Here is an 18,636-nt window from a genome sequence, read left to right as displayed (position 1 = left end):
CCATTATTCTTATAAGGCGGTGAATATCAAATGGCCCATTGCCATAACACAGGCCTGAAAATGGATATTCCGGCAGGCGCCCGAAAGATCGTGCTGGCCGGTAACCCCAATGCCGGAAAATCGGTTTTCTTCAATCACTTTACCGGCTTATATGTAGACGTCTCCAACTACCCGGGGACCACCCTGGAAATATCCCACGGGCGGTTCGGCAGCGATGTCATCATCGACACCCCGGGAGTTTACGGAATTTCATCGTTTAACGACGAAGAACGCATCGCCCGGGATATTATCCTGTCCGCCGATACGGTAATCAACATTGTCAACGCCGTGCATCTGGAAAGGGACCTGTTTTTGACCCAGCAAATCATTGACACCGGGGTCCCGGTGGTGGTGGCTTTAAACATGGTGGACGAGGCACAGAAACAGGGTATTGAAATAGATGTGGATCTACTGAGCGACCTGCTGGGAGTACCGGTTATCCCGACCGTAGCGGTGCGTAAGCAGGGGCTTGACCGGGTTAAGAAGGCGCTGGCTGCAGCCCGGCCTGGCAACATTGACGCCGGGCTGCAGCAAAAACTCACCCGCCTGGTGGACCGGGTGGGCAGTCAGGCAGAAGCGCTGCTGGTACTGGAGGGCGACCCGGTGGTGGCCGGTCGCCACGGCCTGGAGCCCGGCGGAGAACGGGAAGAGATTTACTTAAGCCGCCGGGAGCGGGTAAATGACATTACCGGTCACGTAGTCAAAGAAACCAGCAGGGGGGCCAACATAAGCAGCATTTTGGGCCGCTGGATGATCAAGCCCGCCACCGGCATCCCCATGCTGGCCCTGGCATTATGGGCCATGTACCAGGTAATCGGGGTATTTATCGCCGGGGCGGTGGTCGGCGTTACCGAGGAAACCATCATGATCGGCAAGTATGAGCCGGCAGTGCGGGGTTTTGTGGGGCAGTTTATTGCGGAAAACAGCACCCCGGGCACCATTTTAATCGGTGAATTCGGCGTGCTGACCATGACGGTCACCTATGTGCTCGGCCTGTTGATGCCGCTGGTGGTGGGATTTTACTTTTTCCTGTCATTATTTGAAGACTCCGGTTACCTGCCGCGCATCGCCACGCTGGTGGACAGGTTGCTCACCGGCATCGGCCTGAACGGGCGGGCCGTAATCCCGATGATTTTAGGGTTCGGCTGCGTCACCATGGCCAGCATCACCACCCGGCTGTTGAGTTCCGAGCGGGAAAGGAGAATCACCATCTTCCTGCTGGGACTGGCCATCCCCTGCTCGGCCCAGCTGGGAGTGATCGCCGGGCTGCTGGCCGGCGTCGGCCCGCAGTATGCCGTTCTGTACGCCCTGGTCATCCTGACCGTGCTCGTCATCGTAGGCACTGTTTTAAACACCCTGCTGCCGGGCAAATCTGCGGAATTGTTGATCGACCTGCCGCCGCTGCGTCTGCCCCGGATGGACAATGTGCTGCGGAAAACCGCCACCAAGTCCTACATGTTCCTGAAGGAGGCCACCCCCTTGTTTGCCCTGGGGGCGCTGATCATCAGTATATTCCAGGTAACGGGCATTTTGACCATGCTGCAGAATTTACTGGCCCCGGTGACCGTCGGCTGGCTGAATCTGCCGCCGGAAACCGCCACGGCCTTTATCATGGGCATTGTGCGCCGCGACTTCGGGGCCGCCGGCCTGACCGACATGGCCCTGACCCCCATGGCCACCGTGATATCGCTGATCACCATCACCCTGTTTGTGCCCTGCATCGCTTCCATCCTGGTCATCTTTAAAGAGCGGGGCCGCAAGGAAGCCGCCCTGATGTGGGCCGGCACCTGGGTGATCGCCTTTACCATCGGCGGCCTGGTGGCGCAACTGTCCGGCATCTTCGGCAACGGCAACGCCGCACGGGGCATCCCCCTGATCATCGCCGCCTTTGTCACGCTGGCCCTGGCAGTATTGCTAACCTGCCGCTTTGCCAAGAAACCGAAAAACTCCGGTGCCGGGTGTTGAAAGATAGGTTGGTGAAAGGTGCGTCGACAATCGGCGATCTAAGCTTTTATTCAACAGACAAGTTCAGCGCCCTCCATCAAGGAGGTGTTTAGTTTGGAAAAGCAAGCAGCCTATGTAACCTGTTCCCGGTGCGGTTACCGTTTTACCCCGGCGGCCGATATACGCTGCCCGCGCTGCTGCAAGCCCGCCGTCACCCCGGGCGGCTGCTCCGGCTCATGCAGCAAATGCCTGAAGGATAAAACCTGCCACAACATGCGTAAAGATTGAACGGCCGTTATACATGTGGAAAAAAATCCCCTGCGCGGGGATTTTTTTCGTAAACATGAGCCTCACTTATTTACTCCCCGAACATGGCCAGGCGTTCTTTTATGGCCCCCGCCTTGGAAGAAAGCTCCGCCTCTTTGCCGCGTTCCTTCTCCACCACCTCGGCGGGCGCCTTGTTCAGGAAGTTCGGGTTGTTCAATTTGCCCTGCACCCGGGCCAAGTCTTTTTCCAACGCCTGCAGTTCTTTGTTCAGCCGGGCCAGTTCCCGGTCCACGTCGATCAGTCCCCGCAAGGGCACATACACCTGGACGTCCCGGGCCACGGCGGTGGCCGCCTGTTCGGGCTTGTCCGCCAGTTGGGCCAGTACCTCGGCCCGGCAGTTGGCCAGGCTTTCCACGTAGGACAGGTTGCTGTTCAATACCTCGCGTATTTGGGGCGCGCCGGTCACGATCAGCGCTTCGGCCTGCTTGCCCGGCGGCACGTTCATTTCACTGCGGATCTGCCTGATGCCCCGAATGACTTCCATAAGCATCTCCATCTGCTCCTCGGCTTCCCGGTCCGCCAGATCGGCGTTATACCGGGGCCAGGAGGCGCGCATAACAGTCCGCCCGCGGTGCGGCAGGCGCTGCCAGATTTCTTCGGTGATAAAGGGCATAAAGGGGTGCAAAAGTTCCAGTGCCCCCCGCAGCACACCGGCCAGCACGTGCTGGGCCGCCTCCCGGTCGGCGGCGCTGGTTTTGCCGTACAGGCGCGGCTTGACCAGCTCAATGTACCAGTCACACAGTTCGTTCCAAATAAATTCATACAACACCCGGGCAGCTTCGCCCAGTTCATATTTTTCCAGGAATTCGGTGCAATCCCGCACCGCCCGCTGGTAGCGGCTGATTATCCAGCGGTCGGACAGGGTATACTGCTCCCGCGCCGGCGACTTTTCGGGCGCGTAATCCTGCAGGTTCATCAGGGCAAAGCGGGAGGCGTTCCATATCTTGTTGGCGAAGTTGCGCGCCCCGTCCAGGCGCTCGAAATGGAAACGCAAGTCATTACCCGGGGTGTTGCCCGTTACCAGCATGAACCGCAGACTGTCCGCTCCGTGGCTTTCTATAACGTCTATGGGGTCCACCCCGTTGCCCAGCGACTTGCTCATCTTGCGTCCCAGGGCATCCAGCACCAAACCGTGGATGAACACCTCCCGGAACGGCACCTCGTCCATGAAGGCCAGCCCGCTGAAAATCATCCGGGCCACCCAGAAGAAGATAATGTCCCGCCCCGTCACCAGCACCGAAGTTGGATAATAGTAAGCCAGGTCCACGGTTTTTTTCGGCCAACCCAGGGTGGAAAAGGGCCACAGCGCCGAACTGAACCAGGTATCCAGCACGTCCGGGTCCTGTTCCAGGTTCGTAGAGCCGCACTGGCATTTTTCCGGGGGCGTTTTGCTGACGATCATTTCATCGCAATCCCGGCAGTAATACACCGGAATGCGGTGCCCCCACCAGAGCTGGCGGCTGATGCACCAGTCCCGAATATTCTCCATCCAGTTCAAATATATCTTGGTGAATCTTTCGGGGATAAACTTTATGCGACCGTCCCGGGCTGCGGCAATGGCAGGCTCGGCCAGCGGCTTCATGCGCACAAACCATTGCTTGGAAAGCATGGGCTCGATGACCGAAGCACAGCGGTAACAGTGGCCCACGGCGTGGGACAGGTCTTCAGTTTTAAACAACAACCCGCGGGACTGCAAATCCTTGACAATACGCTTGCGGCACTCCCAGCGGTCCAGCCCCCGGTACTTTGGACCGGCCTCGTCGGTCATCCGGGCTTCCTTGTCTATGACCTGCACCGAAGGCAGGTCGTGCCGGCGGCCCACCTCGAAATCGTTGGGGTCGTGAGCCGGGGTGATTTTCACCGCGCCGGTGCCGAATTCAGGTTCCACGTATTCATCGGCGATCACCGGGATTTCCCGTTCCACCAGGGGCAAAATCACGGTTTTGCCCACCAAGTGGCGATAGCGCTCATCTTCGGGGTGTACCGCCACCGCCGTGTCTCCCAGCATGGTTTCCGGCCGGGTGGTGGCCACGGGGATATATTCCTCCGGGTTGTCTTTGACCGGATACTTGATGTAATAAAGTTGGCCGGGCTTGTCCAGGTGCTCCACCTCAATGTCGCTGATGGTGGTCTGGCAATGGGGGCACCAGTTGGTAATATAGTAATCCCGGTATATCAGGCCCCGTTCATACAGGCGGGTGAACACCTCCAGCACGGCGTCGGAACAACCCTCATCCATGGTAAAGCGTTCCCGGTCCCAGTCGCAGGAAGCACCCAAACGGCGCAACTGGGTGGTGATACGCCCACCGTACTGCTCCTTCCAGGCCCAGACCCGTTCCAGAAATTTTTCCCGGCCCAAATCGTACTTGCCGGTGCCCTCTTTGTGCAGTTGTTCTTCCACCTTGGCCTGGGTGGCTATCCCGGCGTGGTCGGTGCCGGGCAACCACAGGGCATTGTAACCTTGCATGCGCCGCCAGCGGGTGAGGATGTCCTGCATGGTGTTGTCCAGGGCGTGACCCATGTGCAGCTGCCCGGTCACGTTGGGCGGCGGCATGACAATGCAGAACGGTTCCTTTTCCGGGTCCACCGTGGAACGAAAGTACTTGTTTTCTTCCCAGTGCTTGTACCACTTGTCCTCCACTTTATGGGGATCGTAGGTTTTGGGCATATCGAACTGATCAGCCATCTTCTTCCTCCTCATAGCGGGGTCAAACTTAAACTTATTTAAACTAACCGTATTTTTTATTTATTAAGACAAAGTGTTTAGTTATAACAAGTTAAAGTCTGACCCCAAATATAAAAGCCCTTTCATTTAAGGACGAAAGGGCTTCGCGGTACCACCTTAATTCCGGCGCAGGCGAAGAAATGCGCAGGCTTGCGCGCGGCTCTTGTCAGCTATAGCGGGCTGAACCCGGCGCGGGCCTAATCAGCGCTCGACCTTTCGACCCGGCGGCTCCGGGGCGACAGCGACCGCAGCGACCGGGATACCTTACAGCCACGGGTATTCCCTCTCTTGGGTCGCTTTTTGGCGGGACGCCCTCCCTTTCAAAGCCTGTTTTAAACTACCATATATATTAATTTTTTTACTACCGCTTGTCAACATGGTGCCGGGTGTTGAAAGGTTGAACTTGAAAGGCTGAACAATGATGAAAAAAGTAAAATCGGAGACGTAAAACACCAAGTAACTATCGACTATCAAAATACGATATCCTTGCCGGGTTAATCTTCGATTTTTCGGTATTGCGCCGATCAGCGGGAAGTCCTCAAGCTGTAAAATGCTCTGTTCGATATTTTCTGCCAGTTTAAGCGCGGCAGCGGGGTTGTCGTTTGAGATATAATCAACAATTTCGGCCAGATCCTGCTCTGCCGCCTCGGTGATACTAATTAGATGCTTTGGCATGGATGCGGGTCCTTAGGTCTGCCATAACCTCACGGAACGGGAGGCGTTTTCCTGCGCGGCTTTGTTCTTCGGCCTCGTACAGTTTGTCATAAAGGTCTAATAGGGCTTGCTGTTCCTCAAAAAGCTCCTGACTCATGATGACTAAATGACCGTTACCGTTTTTGGTGATAAAAACCGGCTTTTTCTCTTTGATGCAGATTTCCTCAATCTCAGGGGTCTTGTTCCGTAAATCGGAAACGGGACGAATTACTGGCATATCATACACCTCGTGATTAATTTTATGTCATTATTATATCACAATTTTGATAAAAATGCGGGGCTTTTTTTGCCAGCAATATAACTTTGTTGATGGCAGGCTGTTGCTTGCAGGTGGCAATGGCAGAATTCTCTCCCTAAAATAATTCACCTACGTATCGCTATTGGATGGGCTTATCGTTCCATTATGTCTAAGTTATTCCATCTGCTCAAGCTTTTCCCGCTCAGACTTTTTTAGCCCCTTGCAGACAAGCGAATACGAGGGGTCTATCATCTTCATAATTTCTTTTTCAGTAATGCTCTCGTCAATCTCCACCGCCTCGTGGACAAAGCGAGCCTCCGCAGGCAGGGCAGCAAATGAGGGCGGCGCCGGTGTTCAGATCCATAAGGGCTTTATACATATTTACCTTAGCCCGGGTTTGTAATTTCCTCGCCCGCTTTTAAACGCCGGCAAGTTGACACCGATAATACCGCCGGCAGCAGCCAGGACCAATACCATAAAGAAGCGGGCTACCAATACCGGTAAAGTAGGAAAACCTGTGCTCCAAACTGCAAGAAACAAAACTATGGCCAGGCAATAAAGCAGGCCCACCGCTGCACCGTGCAGCCACCCCATACGACCGGCAATTTTACCGCTGACCGCCCCCCCTGTAAAGGTCCCCAGCAATATACCCGCCGTTACTATACCGCTAAAATGGTAAACCTGTCCACCGGTCATAAACACCCAGAGCATCAGCGCGGCACAAACAAATAATGTGCTGGTGAGAGCCCAGAGCACCCCGCCCCACAGAGCGCCCATTTTGAACAAACCGGCCTGCCCATCCCTGTGGGACCAGCTAACCAGCGTTATCCCCCTGAACATAAAACCTACCCCCGCAAATTATATTTCTAACTATTGTATGACGACAGTGACAAGTTTATGCAATAATTTATCAGTCATTAAATCAAATAAATAAAAATAACTATAAAAAGATAAAGTACTTTCCCCGGGGGTGATGTGTTGTTTAAAACAAAACCGTTTCTGGCGCTGTTGCTGCTGGTAATAATGTCCCTGGTCGGCGGATTTGTTTTTATGCTGAACAGCAAAGACAGGGATAAAAAAGAAACGATAACCCTAACGATATGGGAAGGGGAAAAATCCATCTTACACCTTCCACTATACGTGGCCCTGCAGGAAGGTTACTTTAAAGAACAAGGCATTAATGTAAAACTGGTTGCCCGCTCCGGCAATACGGGCAACAATCCCTATACCGACCGCATAACAGACTTGATATTGACCGACCCGGTGGAATGCCTGTACCGCAAGTCCATTAACCCGGGTTCACCCCTGATAATAACTACCATCGCCAGCCGGGACGGCACATTCCTTCTGGGCAGGAAAAAGGAGGTTTTCAGCTGGGAAAAACTAAACGGCAAAAATATTATTGCCTACCCGCCCGAAACCGGGCCCGGCCTGGCATTGGACCAAAAATTACGTGCGGAAAACATGGCACCCATGCTCGACGTGAACCTGTATATCCGTATACCCCGGGATTTACGTCTCAGCGCTTTCAAATCGGGCAGCGGCTCATACATCCAGCTTGCCGGACCGGAAGCAGTTAAGGCCGAGCAAAACGGCACGGGATATATATCCGCATGTCTGGGCGAGGAAACCAGGGTTTTCCCCTCGGTACTTTGCGCCGCCTGGCCGGAAACAATCGACCGGCATCCCGGGGCGGTGCAGGGATTCGTCAACGCCATCTACAAAGCCCAGCTATGGATGCGGGAAGAACCCGAACTGGGCGCCAGGGCGGTGAAAAACCACTTCCATAACCTGGACAAAAAAATCAGCAATCAACTTCTTGAAAAGTATTCCAAAATAAATATGTGGCAGCCCGGCCCCTGGGTCGACAACGCCACCTTTAACAAAATCGAGCAAACCATGGAGGTTGCCGGCCAGTTGGCGGTGCCTGTAACGTACGGCTACGCCGTCGATAATTCCTTTGCCCGCCGGGCAGCGCAAATCATAAAGTATATCCCCAAAGAAGAACGGGAAAAAAGCTGGTTTAGGAAAATATTTGACTGATCCATTAGCGTAAAAAAACAAATAGGGGATAGGCACTGTAAAAGGGGACTGGCTCCGATTCGTTTTGTTGAATCGGTGCCTGTCCCCTTTTACCGAAGCCAGTCCCTTAAAACTGTTTGTCAAATGGCCTCAAACCTCATCAACCTTGAACTTTATCACAGTGTTTTGCAATTCTTCGGCGATATTGGCCAGTTTCTGTGCGGCGCCGGAAACCTGCTGCACGGTGGAGGCTATCTGTTCGCCGGCTGCAGTAAGTTGCTGGGTGCCTTCGCTGGCCTGTTTTGAACCGGCGGCAACGTCCTGTATCAGCGCCGTGTTCTTTTCAACGGCTTGTACGATTTGATCCAATGCGGAACCGGCGCTGCCGGCCACCTGCACCCCCTCATTGACTTCCGCAGTCCCGTGCTCCATGGCCGCTATGGCCTCGTCCACACCGGCCTGTATTTCTTTGATCAAATCAGTAATTTCGCTGGCCGCGCCGGCCGACTGCTCGGCCAGCTTGCGCACTTCTTCCGCCACCACGGCAAACCCGCGACCTTGTTCCCCGGCCCGGGCAGCTTCTATGGCGGCGTTCAGGGCCAGCAGGTTGGTCTGGTCCGCAATGTTGGTGATGGTGCTAATAATTTCCCCGATTTGGTTGGACTGCTCGCCCAGTTTTTGAACCGCCCCGGATACATTTTGGGAAGCCGAGGCAATGGCATTGATTTTGGCGATGGTATCCCGGACGGCCCGGCTGCCCTCTTGGGCCACCTGCCACATCTGTTCGGATTCCCTGGTCGCTTCTTCCGCGTTTTCCGCACCCTGGGCCGATGTGGCCGCCACTTCGTTGGTGGTGCTGGCCACCTCTTCCACCGTGGCGCTTACCTCTTCACTGGCGGAGGCCAGTTCCTGGCTGTGGGATGTCAGCTGCTCGGAGTTCTTTCGTATATCTGCTATCATGGCCTTTAAATTTTCAATCATCTTAGCAAATGCACCGACCAGCCTGCCGATTTCATCCTTGCTGTTCAGGCCAATGTCAACCCTTTGGGTTAAATCTCCACCGGCGACGGCCTCGGCGGTTTGACTCAGTTTCAATAAAGGCTTGGCTATGAAGTTGGCGATCAGTAAAGCAATTAACAGCATAACCACTACGGAAACGACAGATACCATCATTCTGGTTTCCCGGATCTTTCCCAGAGGCGACATCACATCGGCCATATTGGCCGTTTGGGCTACAGACCAGCCGCTAATCTCCACCGGGGCAAAGGCCATTAATTTTTGGGTGCCTTCGAAGGTATATTCATCGTAACCCTTTTCGCCATTGCTCATCCTTTGCAAGATAGATTTTAATCTTTCACCGGCAACGTCGACTATCTTTTTGTTGCCTACAAATTCCTCCTCTGGGTGGGCAATTGTGATCATATCTTTATTTTGAATAAATCCGTAGCCATACCCGTTTATTTTCATTTCTTTGATCAATTCTTGCAGGTATTTGATCGTAAAGGTCACGCCCACCAGGCCATCCGGTTTATCGTCACTGTCTTGATATACCGGTGTAATAACGGCGATTACCCGGTTGCCGGTAGCTTTGCTGATTATGGGATCGGATATGACGGTCTGTCCCTGCAATACCTTGCCAAAGTAACCCCGGTCCGCCACGTTAACAGGCTTGTCATTTGTGCCTATGCCGTCACCGTTTTTATCCGCCACATAAAGGTATTCATAGTCTTCGTTATCTTTTTCAATGCCCTTTAAAACAGGCAAGAATTCTTCCGGGTCCATACTGCGTATGGATTTTGTTTTGGAAATGGTATTAATGTCTTTAACTATGCCTTTCAGCCATTCGTTTACAATCTTTGCGTTGTATTCGGCACTGCCGGCGGCTGAACCTTGTAATGTGTCCATAAGCATATTTGATGCTGTTTTGTAATTGATATAAGATACTGCACCCATTAGCGCAATGGTGGCCACAGATATAATGATCACCAGCTTAAGCCTTAAACTGTTCAAAAATAATTCCTCCTCCTCAGGCAATATATCTTTTGGTAAATTTTTTAATTTTTCGACGTTAAGGTAAAAATTCCTCCACTGCACAGATAAAAAGAATATTAACAACAAAAATGCCCGTGGAGCCGGGTGTTGAATTGTTGCGCTTCCGCATACGCCCACCGTGGTGCCGCGCGCATTTTTTACGTTCTTCGGGTAAATAATATTACAGAAAAAAACATGGAGGTGATTTATATGGCTCTGGTACCCTATGACCCATTTAGGAGCATGGACATCATACGCCGGGAAATGGACCGCTTTTTATCACCGTTTTACGATTTCCGGCGCGACGTGGATATCGGGCCCCGGGTCGATGTTTACGAAACCGATAATGAGGTAATCGCCCTCTGTGAAATCCCCGGTATTGAGAAAAAAGAGGATATTCATCTCGATATACACGACAACGTGCTGTCCATCTCGGGCATCATCAACCGGACCAACGAAATCAAGGAAGAAAATCGTTTCCATCGCTCGGAAAGGTTTTACGGTCGGATCCAGCGCAGCATAGCTCTGCCCGCCCGGGTGCGTTCCGAGGGGGTCAAAGCATCTTACCGAAACGGAGTCCTGGAGGTTAGAATGCCCAAGGAAACCCACGGGCAGCACAGGACCATCAATGTCGATTTTCATTAACAGAATAAGCGGACAAAAAAAAGGGGACAGGCTCCGGTAAAAGGGGGCAAAAAAGGGGACAGGCACTTTTTTCAAAAAACGAAAAAAGAGCCTGTCCCCTTTTTTGCCTGTCCCCTTTTTTTTATTTTATCCATTCCTCGATGATACTCCACACTTCGTCCCTCCCCTGGCGGGTAACGGCGGAGAACAGTAACAGCGGGTCCGCGCCCGCCAGGGGTAGCGCTTTGCGCACCACCTGCAAATTCTGCATAGCCCGTCCCCGGCCGAGCTTGTCGGCCTTGGTGGCCACCACGGCGGTGGGGATTTGGTAATGTTTCAACCAGTCGTACATCTGCCGATCGTCCGCCGTGGGTTTATGACGCACATCCACCAGCAGGATAACACCGCATAGTTGTTCCCGCCCGGCCAGGTACCCTTCCACCATTTTGCCCCACCGGGCCTTGACATGCGCCGGCACCTTGGCAAAGCCGTAACCAGGCAGGTCCACCAGGTGAAAACTGTCGTTGATAGCGAAAAAATTAATCAACTGAGTGCGCCCGGGCGTGTTGCTGGTCCGGGCCAGCCGTTTGCGGTTGACCAGGATATTGAGCAAGCTGGACTTGCCGACATTGGAACGCCCGGCCAGGGCTACCTCGGGGCGGCTTGTGGCCGGGCATTTGTCAAGCCCGGCAGCACTGGTTACGAATTCAGCTGAGGTTATTTTCATTGGGCAGTTCCGAGCCTCCCTCGACCTCCACCACGTTGCTGTACGCCACCGCGGGCGGCGGCTCGACTTGCGCGGTCTCGGGCGAGAATTTGGCTTCCCGCAGGGCAACCTTCAACACTTCGTCCATATGGTCCACCAGGACCAGTTCCAATTGCTTTTGCACATTGTTGGGGATTTCTTCGATATCCTTCCGGTTATCCATGGGCAGAATGACGGTCTTGACGCCGGCCCGGTGCGCGGCCAGCACCTTTTCCTTGACCCCGCCGATGGGCAGCACCCGTCCCCGCAAAGTGATTTCGCCGGTCATGGCGACGTCGTGCCGCACCCGGCGGTTGGTCAGCGCCGATGCCAGAGCCACCGCCATGGTAATACCGGCGGAAGGGCCGTCCTTGGGTATGGCGCCCTCGGGAACATGCACATGAATGTCGTATTTCTCAAAAACATCGTGTTTGATACCCAGTTCCGCGGCCCTGCTGCGCACGTAGCTGTAGCTGGCCTGGGCGGATTCTTTCATCACATCCCCCAGCTTGCCGGTCAGGGTTAGCTTGCCGTTACCCTTGTAGGTGGTGACCTCGATGGCCAGCGTATCGCCGCCCACTTCGGTCCAGGCCAGTCCGGTGGCCACGCCCACCTGGTCTTCCTTTTCCGCGATACCGAAACGATACTTGGGCTTGCCCAGGAACTGTTCCAGGTTCTGCACGGTCACCTTGACCTTCTTGGCCTTGCCGGCCACGATTTGCTTGGCCGCTTTTCGGCACAGCGAAGCAATGTTGCGTTCCAGGTTCCTGACGCCGCTTTCCCGGGTATATTCCCGAATCACCCGCCGGATTGTGTTTTCGGAAATATGCACCATATTATTATTTAACCCATGCTCCTTGACCTGCTTGGGCAGCAGGTGACGCAAAGCGATCTGAACCTTTTCTTCCTCGGTGTAACCCGAAATATTGATAATTTCCATCCGGTCCAGCAGCGGCCGGGGGATGTTGTGCTGAATGTTGGCCGTGGTAATGAACATTACGTTGCTCAGATCATACGGCGCTTCAATGTAATGGTCGCTGAAGCTGTTGTTCTGCTCGGGGTCCAGCACTTCCAACAGCGCCGATGACGGGTCGCCCCGAAAGTCCATGCTCATTTTGTCGATTTCATCCAGCAGGAACACCGGGTTTTTGGAACCCGCGGTCTTCATGCCCTGAATAATCCGGCCCGGCATGGCACCCACGTAGGTGCGGCGGTGTCCCCGGATTTCAGCTTCATCCCGCACGCCCCCGAGGGAGATGCGCACAAATTTGCGCTCCAGAGCCCGGGCGATGGAACGACCCAGCGAAGTTTTACCCACCCCGGGCGGTCCCACAAAGCACAGGATGGGTCCTTTCATTTTTTTGGCCAGCTTGCGGATGGCCAAGTACTCCAGGATACGTTCCTTGACTATTTCCAAACCGTAATGATCTTCGTTCAAAATTGTTTCCGCCATGTTGATGTCCAGCCGGTCCCGGGTGCCCTTCGCCCAGGGTAGGGCCAAAAGCCAGTCCAGGTAGTTGCGCACAACGGCCGCCTCGGCAGCCATGGGCGGCATTTTTTCCAGCCGGTCCAGTTCCTTCAGGGCCTTTTCTTCCACCTCCCTGGGCAGCTTGGCTTTGGCGATTTTATCCCTCAACTCCTCGCCTTCCGCCATGCGGTCGTCCTTTTCGCCCAGTTCCTTTTGAATGGCCTTGATTTGTTCCCGCAGGTAATATTCTTTCTGCGTCTTTTCCATCTGCTTGCGGACCCGAACGTTTATTTTACGTTCCAGTTCCACAATTTCCAGTTCCCTTGATACAATACCACAAAGTTTTTCCAGCCGCTTGGCAATGTCCACGGCTTCCAGAATAGACTGTTTATCCTCGATGCGCAGAGCCAGGTGCGATGCCACAATGTCGGCCAGGCGGCCCGGCTCCTCAATGTTGACAACGGTAACCACGGTTTCGGGCGGAATTTTTTTGCTCAGCTTGACATACTGTTCAAACTGTGAAATCAGGTTGCGCATCAGCGCTTCCACCTGGGAATTCTTTTCGTATTCCTCCGAGTACTGGTCTACCTCCACGCTAAAGTAAGGCTCATGATCAATGTATTGATTAATTTTAGCCCTGGCAATACCTTCCACAAGCACCCGGATGGTGCCGCCGGGCAGCTTGAGCAGCTGCTTGACCTCGGCCACGGTACCAACGTTGTAAATGTCGTCCTCGCCGGGGTCGTCCGTCTGGGCTTCTTTCTGGGTAGCCAGGAAGATAACCCTGTCCTTGATCATGGCTTCTTCTATGGCTTGAACTGATTTTTCCCTACCCACATCCAGGTGAATGACCATGAAGGGAAAAACCAGTATACCCCTTAAAGGTAAAAGAGGTAACACCCTTTTTTCTATCGAACTCATGGAGCACCTCCTTGGTTGAATTTTTGATTATATTTATTACAAACTATGCATGGGCAGATGTACAGTTTATTGTAACATACCATAAGGGGCATCGCCATAGCAATAACTGCCATAATGCCGGTAAAGCCGGTACGAGCCGGAGATAAGGCAAATAATAGCGAAAAGCTGCTATTTTTGGCCTGTTTGCTTTCTTTTGCCTTGGCAGTTATAGGTACCATGAAAAAACTTTAATACTCCCCCGTCACCGGCGCGCCGGTGGCGGGTACGAAGGCGCCGGCACCCACCGGTTCCCTTTGTGGGCCGGCCAGCACCAGTTTCTTTTCCGTTCCCGCCAGCAGCGCTCCCCGGATAACTTCGTCCAGAGTTTCCGACGGGATCACCTGCAGATCCGGGATGCCCCGGAACATCTCCTGGTTATTGTCGGCCGGGATGTATACTTTTTTGGCCCCGGCGTGTTTGGCGGCCTCCACCTTGGCCACCACCCCGCCCACGGGCATGACCAGACCCCGGATGGATACCTCGCCGGTCATGGCCACGGTGTTGTCCACCGGTATGCCGGTAATGGCGGAATAAACGGCGGTGGCTATGGCCACCCCGGCGGAGGGCCCGTCCACCGGCGCGCCGCCCGGGAAGTTCACGTGCAGGTCATAGTCCCGGGGGTCCACATCCATGGTCCGCCGGAGCACGGTCAACACGTTTTCCACCGATCCCCGCGCCATACTCTTGCGCCGGATGGTTTTGCCCCGGCCGCCCAGTTCTTCTTCGTCCACCACCCCGGTGACCACCAGCTTGCCCAGTCCCCGGGGCGCCGGTATGGCACCCGCTTCTATTTCCAAAAGCGCTCCCATATTGGGGCCGTATACCGCCAACCCGTTGACCAGTCCCACCTGGGGCTTGGCCGGCACTTTCTTTTCCGGGCGGGGCACGTACTGACCGCTGTTGACCACCCACTCCACGTCGGCGGTGCCGATTTCCCCGCGGCCTTCGGTGATGGCCACCCCCGCCGCCAGTTGGACAATGTTAACCGCCTCCCGCCCGTTGGTGGCGTACTTTTTGATAATTTCCAGAGCCCCCGGTTCTATGGGATAATTTATTTTCTGCGCCGCGTTGGCCGCAATTTGTCCAATTTCTTCCGGCATCAACTGCCGGAAAAAAATCTCCAGGCAGCGCGACCGAATGGCAGGGGGAATTTCTTCAGCGTTCCGGGTGGTCGCCCCCACCATACGAAAATCAGCCGGCAGCCCGTTCTGGAAAATATCATGAATATGCCCCGGAATATTGGTGTCTTCGGAGCTGTAATAGGCGCTCTCCAAGAGCACCTTGCGGTCTTCCATCACCTTGAGCAATTTATTCATCTGAATGGGATGCAATTCTCCGATTTCGTCAATGAACAGCATGCCGCCGTGGGCCTTGGTCACCGCTCCCGGCTTGGGCTGGGGAATGCCCGCCATGCCCATGGGCCCGGCCCCCTGGTAAATGGGGTCATGCACCGAACCGATCAGCGGGTCGGCAATGCCCCGTTCGTCAAAACGGGCGGTGGTGGCGTCCACCTCGACAAACCGGGCGTTTTCCTTGAACGGCGAATCGGGGTTCTTTTTCGCCTCCTCCAGCACTAACCGCGCCGCAGCGGTTTTACCCACCCCGGGCGGTCCGTAAATAATGACGTGCTGCGGGTTGGGGCCGCACAGCGCGGCCCGGAGCGATTTCAACCCTTCCTTCTGGCCGATAATGTCTTCAAATTTTCCCGGCCTGGTCCTTTCCGCCAGCGGCTCTGAAAGGGAAATCTGGCGCAAGCGCTGTAATTTTTCCATCTCCTTGCGGGATTCCCTTTCCACCGCCGATTTGTTACCCTGCTGAGTTTTAAGCAAATTCCAAAAATATAAACCGATAATCACCGCAAAAAATACCTGGATAAAAATGATAAAACTTGCTACACCACTGGAAAATTCCACAAAGGATGCCTCCTTAATAAAACCTACCTGAAAACAATCAGCTTTTTTATGATACAAATTACTACTGGTAATATATTATTGCTAACTTTTTCAAATTTTATCCGACGCTTAAATATGCACTGGAATGCCGAGTATTACTGAATAATATATTTATATACTGTCTGCAACTGGCAGGAATTTCCCCATGCGGTGTCCAATATGTAAGTTGTTAAATAAGGAGGCTGCCTTAAATGAACCAGTTGCGTTTTACCATACTTGACAGTATCGGCGAGGCAGTTTATGTCAGGGACCTCCGGGATAACCTGCTCTACGCAAACAAGGCTTTCATTGATTTTACCGGGTGGTCGATTGAAAAATTATCCGGCAAGAAATGTTATGAGATTTTCGACAGTACAATAGATGCTTGTGTGGTAAATTGTCCTGCGCGAAAACTTAACGGCGCTGTACACTCCTGCCGGGTGGAAAAAACCATCCGCATATTTGGCGAAGAAATCCGCCATGTCCGGGTATCCGCTTCACCGCTGACGGAAAACGGGCAAGTGACGGGCAGCGTCATAATAATGCAGGACATCACCCGCCTGCGGGAATACGAGAATTTATACATCTCAACCGAACAAAAGCTGAAAGAAGAGTTAAGCCTGCGCAAAATACTGGAAAAATACCTGTCGCAATCCGAGGCCATTTACCGGGCCATGTTTGAACATACTGGCACCGCCATGCTGGTGATAAACGAAGACCGGACCATTGCCATGGCTAACCGGGAAACGGAGCGCATCACCGGTTATACACGCGACGAAATCGTCGGCAAAAGAACGTGGGGTGAATTTGTGCATCCCGAAGATAAAGAGCGCATGCTGCGGTATCACACGGAAAGAAGGGCCAACGGGGGCAAAGTGCCAAATCAATACGAATTCAGGCTCATTGATTCCCGGGGGCAGATCAGGCACATTTTTTACACCATCGCCATGATACCCGGCACCAAGCAAAGTATCGGCTCCATGATCGACATAACCGAGCGCAAACAAGTGGAATTGAAACTGCGGGAATCTGAAGAAAAATACCGCCTGCTGCTGGAGAACATCGAAGATGTTTTTTACGAGGTGGACCTCCGGGGTAACTTCACCTACGTAAACGATTCGGCTTACCGCGTTTTCGGGTACGATAAAAACGAACTCATCGGCCGCAATTACCGGGAACTGGTGGATCAAGAAAACGCCCGCAAGGCCTTTGCCGCCTACAACAAAGTTTTCACCAGCGGCATTCCGGAACGTGGTTTTTGTTGGGCCATTACCCGCCCGGACGGGCAAAAAAGGGATATGGAGGTTTCAGTTTCCCCCATCCGGGATCAGCGTGGTAACATTTGCGGTTTTCGCGGTACCGCCCGGGACATTACCGAACGCAAGCAGGTCGAAGACCGCCTGCGTTACCTGAGCTTGCACGACACCCTCACCGGGCTGTACAACCGCACCTACTTTGAAGAGGAAATGCGGCGGCTGGAAAAGGGACGCCGGTTTCCCGTTTCGCTGATCTGCGGCGATTTGGACGGTCTGAAACTGATCAACGATACGCTGGGCCATAAAAAAGGCGACCAGCTGCTCAAAGCCGCGGCCAGGGCCATCAAGGAAGCACTGCGCGCCTCCGACGTGGTGGCCCGGATGGGCGGCGACGAATTTGTGGTAGTTTTACCGGAAACAGATGAAGCCGGGGCGGAAAACACCTGCCGCCGCATCCAGGAATCCATCGACCGGCATAACCGGCAAAATCCCGAGTTGCCCCTGCACATCTCCCTGGGCTGGTCTACGGCAAAAACCGGGTCGGAAATGAGCAATTTGTTTAAACGGGCCGACAATAACATGTACCGGGAAAAAGTGCTTACCAGCAACGGCTCTAAAAGCACAATTTTCCGCGCTTTGATGAGCGCCCTGGAAGACAGGGATTTTATCAAACAGGGGCATATTACCCGTCTCCAGGAAACTGTAACCGGCATGGGCCGGGCCCTTGGCCTGCCAAACCGGGAACTGGCCGAACTTGTTTTGCTGGCTCAATTTCACGACATCGGCAAGGTGGGCTTGTCAGATAAGGTGTTGTTTAAATCTGAACCCTTAACTGATAGTGAACGCGTGGAAATAAAAAGTCACTGTGAAATTGGCTACCGGATTGCCCGGGCGGCGCCCGATCTGGTACATATCGCCGACCTCATCCTGGCCCATCACGAATGGTGGAACGGCCACGGCTATCCCCTGGGGTTTTCAGGAAAGGAAATCCCGGTGGCCTGTCGCATATTGGCCATAACCGACGCCTACGACGCCATGACCAATGACCGCCCTTACCGAAAGGCCCTAAGCAGAGAGGAAGCGATAGCCGAATTACAACGTTGCGCCGGTACCCAGTTCGACCCCAAACTGGTGGAATTGTTCGTGAAATTACAACTGGAAAAGCGCGTTGGGGACTGAATAAAAAAGGGGACTGGCTCCGATTCGTTTTTTGAACCGGTGCCTGTCCCCTTTTTTATTGGGCTGAAAAGGAGGCTGAGCTGAAAAGGGGACAGACAAAAAGGGGACAGACTTTCATGCCGCTATCGCGGCACCAACAGAGGATGAAAAGCGTGCAGGTCGGGTTGTTCCCCGCTGCGTTCAAAATCTCCGCGTCGACGGGACTAAGGTTCGCTTCGGGCCGAATTTGGCGGTCCTGCATAATGCGCAGAACGGGTAGTTATACTGGGTCATCTATTAACAATAGCTTTCTCTTTTCAAGCTATGCCAGTGGTTTGTTGCGCGATTCGTCCCGCCAATTCGGCAGCCTCAGCTTCACCAAGTCCCGTTACCGACGCTCCGATACATCACTTGCGGGGAACAACCCGCCCGCACCCAATATGCCTTTTCAGGA

14 protein-coding genes are annotated in these 18,636 nt (G+C 53.9%); 6 read left to right on the top strand and 8 right to left on the bottom strand.

Features of this window, described 5'->3' with window-relative positions; translation table 11 throughout:
* The first annotated feature begins 30 nt into the window (after positions 1-30).
* Positions 31-2,004, top strand: coding sequence for a ferrous iron transport protein B (gene feoB, locus BM299_RS10610; protein ID WP_092483807.1), 1,974 nt, complete (start codon positions 31-33; stop codon positions 2,002-2,004).
* Between the two features lie 93 nt (positions 2,005-2,097).
* Entirely contained in the window at positions 2,098-2,271 is a 174-nt protein-coding gene (locus BM299_RS19340; protein WP_165608271.1) for a hypothetical protein, read from the top strand.
* A 70-nt stretch (positions 2,272-2,341) separates the two neighbouring features.
* On the opposite strand, the gene BM299_RS10605 is transcribed toward BM299_RS19340, so the two are convergent.
* The 4 genes from BM299_RS10605 to BM299_RS10590 form a co-directional block, all read right to left on the bottom strand.
* Complete coding sequence (locus BM299_RS10605; RefSeq protein ID WP_092483805.1) at positions 2,342-4,996, bottom strand: valine--tRNA ligase; 2,655 nt, start codon at positions 4,994-4,996, stop codon at positions 2,342-2,344.
* Between the two features lie 303 nt (positions 4,997-5,299).
* Positions 5,300-5,710 carry a type II toxin-antitoxin system RelE/ParE family toxin gene (locus BM299_RS10600; protein WP_092483803.1) on the bottom strand — a complete coding sequence of 137 codons (411 nt, stop codon included), beginning with the start codon at positions 5,708-5,710 and terminating at the stop codon, positions 5,300-5,302.
* Positions 5,691-5,966, bottom strand: a complete 276-nt coding sequence (locus BM299_RS10595) for a type II toxin-antitoxin system Phd/YefM family antitoxin (RefSeq protein WP_092483801.1) — start codon at positions 5,964-5,966, stop codon at positions 5,691-5,693. The genes BM299_RS10600 and BM299_RS10595 overlap by 20 nt, the downstream gene beginning before the upstream one ends.
* A 402-nt stretch (positions 5,967-6,368) precedes the next feature.
* Positions 6,369-6,827 carry a TIGR04086 family membrane protein gene (locus BM299_RS10590; protein WP_092483799.1) on the bottom strand — a complete coding sequence of 153 codons (459 nt, stop codon included), beginning with the start codon at positions 6,825-6,827 and terminating at the stop codon, positions 6,369-6,371.
* Positions 6,828-6,965: 138 nt separating this feature from the next.
* Here BM299_RS10590 and BM299_RS10585 point away from each other — a divergent pair, with 138 nt between their 5' ends.
* Complete coding sequence (locus BM299_RS10585) at positions 6,966-8,030, top strand: ABC transporter substrate-binding protein (protein WP_092483797.1); 1,065 nt, start codon at positions 6,966-6,968, stop codon at positions 8,028-8,030.
* A gap of 129 nt (positions 8,031-8,159) precedes the next feature.
* Here the strand turns inward: BM299_RS10585 and BM299_RS10580 are convergent, their stop codons facing one another.
* The gene (locus BM299_RS10580; RefSeq protein WP_092483795.1) at positions 8,160-10,019 is read right to left on the bottom strand and encodes a methyl-accepting chemotaxis protein; all 1,860 of its coding nucleotides are present in this window, start codon (positions 10,017-10,019) and stop codon (positions 8,160-8,162) included.
* Between the two features lie 231 nt (positions 10,020-10,250).
* On the opposite strand from BM299_RS10580, the gene BM299_RS10575 reads away from it, so the two are divergent.
* Entirely contained in the window at positions 10,251-10,685 is a 435-nt protein-coding gene (locus tag BM299_RS10575; protein WP_092483932.1) for an Hsp20/alpha crystallin family protein, read from the top strand.
* 121 nt (positions 10,686-10,806) lie between these two features.
* On the opposite strand, the gene yihA is transcribed toward BM299_RS10575, so the two are convergent.
* The 3 genes from yihA to lonB all read right to left on the bottom strand — a co-directional run bounded on the left by yihA (position 10,807) and on the right by lonB (position 15,750).
* Complete coding sequence (yihA, locus tag BM299_RS10570; RefSeq protein WP_092483793.1) at positions 10,807-11,391, bottom strand: ribosome biogenesis GTP-binding protein YihA/YsxC; 585 nt, start codon at positions 11,389-11,391, stop codon at positions 10,807-10,809.
* On the bottom strand, positions 11,372-13,798 hold the full coding sequence (lon, locus tag BM299_RS10565) for an endopeptidase La (RefSeq protein ID WP_092483791.1): 2,427 nt from the start codon (positions 13,796-13,798) through the stop codon (positions 11,372-11,374). Before lon ends, yihA begins: the two co-directional genes overlap by 20 nt.
* 227 nt (positions 13,799-14,025) lie before the next feature.
* Positions 14,026-15,750, bottom strand: coding sequence for an ATP-dependent protease LonB (gene lonB, locus BM299_RS10560; RefSeq protein ID WP_092483789.1), 1,725 nt, complete (start codon positions 15,748-15,750; stop codon positions 14,026-14,028).
* A gap of 230 nt (positions 15,751-15,980) precedes the next feature.
* Between lonB and BM299_RS10555 the strand changes: the two genes are divergently transcribed.
* A complete protein-coding gene (locus tag BM299_RS10555; protein ID WP_092483787.1) occupies positions 15,981-18,203 on the top strand; it encodes a PAS domain S-box protein in 2,223 nt (740 codons plus the stop codon).
* Between the two features lie 242 nt (positions 18,204-18,445).
* Positions 18,446-18,636: hypothetical protein (locus BM299_RS19685; protein WP_207545168.1), on the top strand; the 191-nt coding region annotated here is incomplete at its 3' end.

This window comes from Desulfoscipio geothermicus DSM 3669 (assembly GCF_900115975.1).
GTDB classification, from domain to species: Bacteria; Bacillota; Desulfotomaculia; order Desulfotomaculales; family Desulfallaceae; genus Desulfoscipio; species Desulfoscipio geothermicus.
The sequence above is the reverse complement of the archived record's forward strand: the minus strand, read 5'-3'. Positions and strand labels throughout refer to the sequence as shown.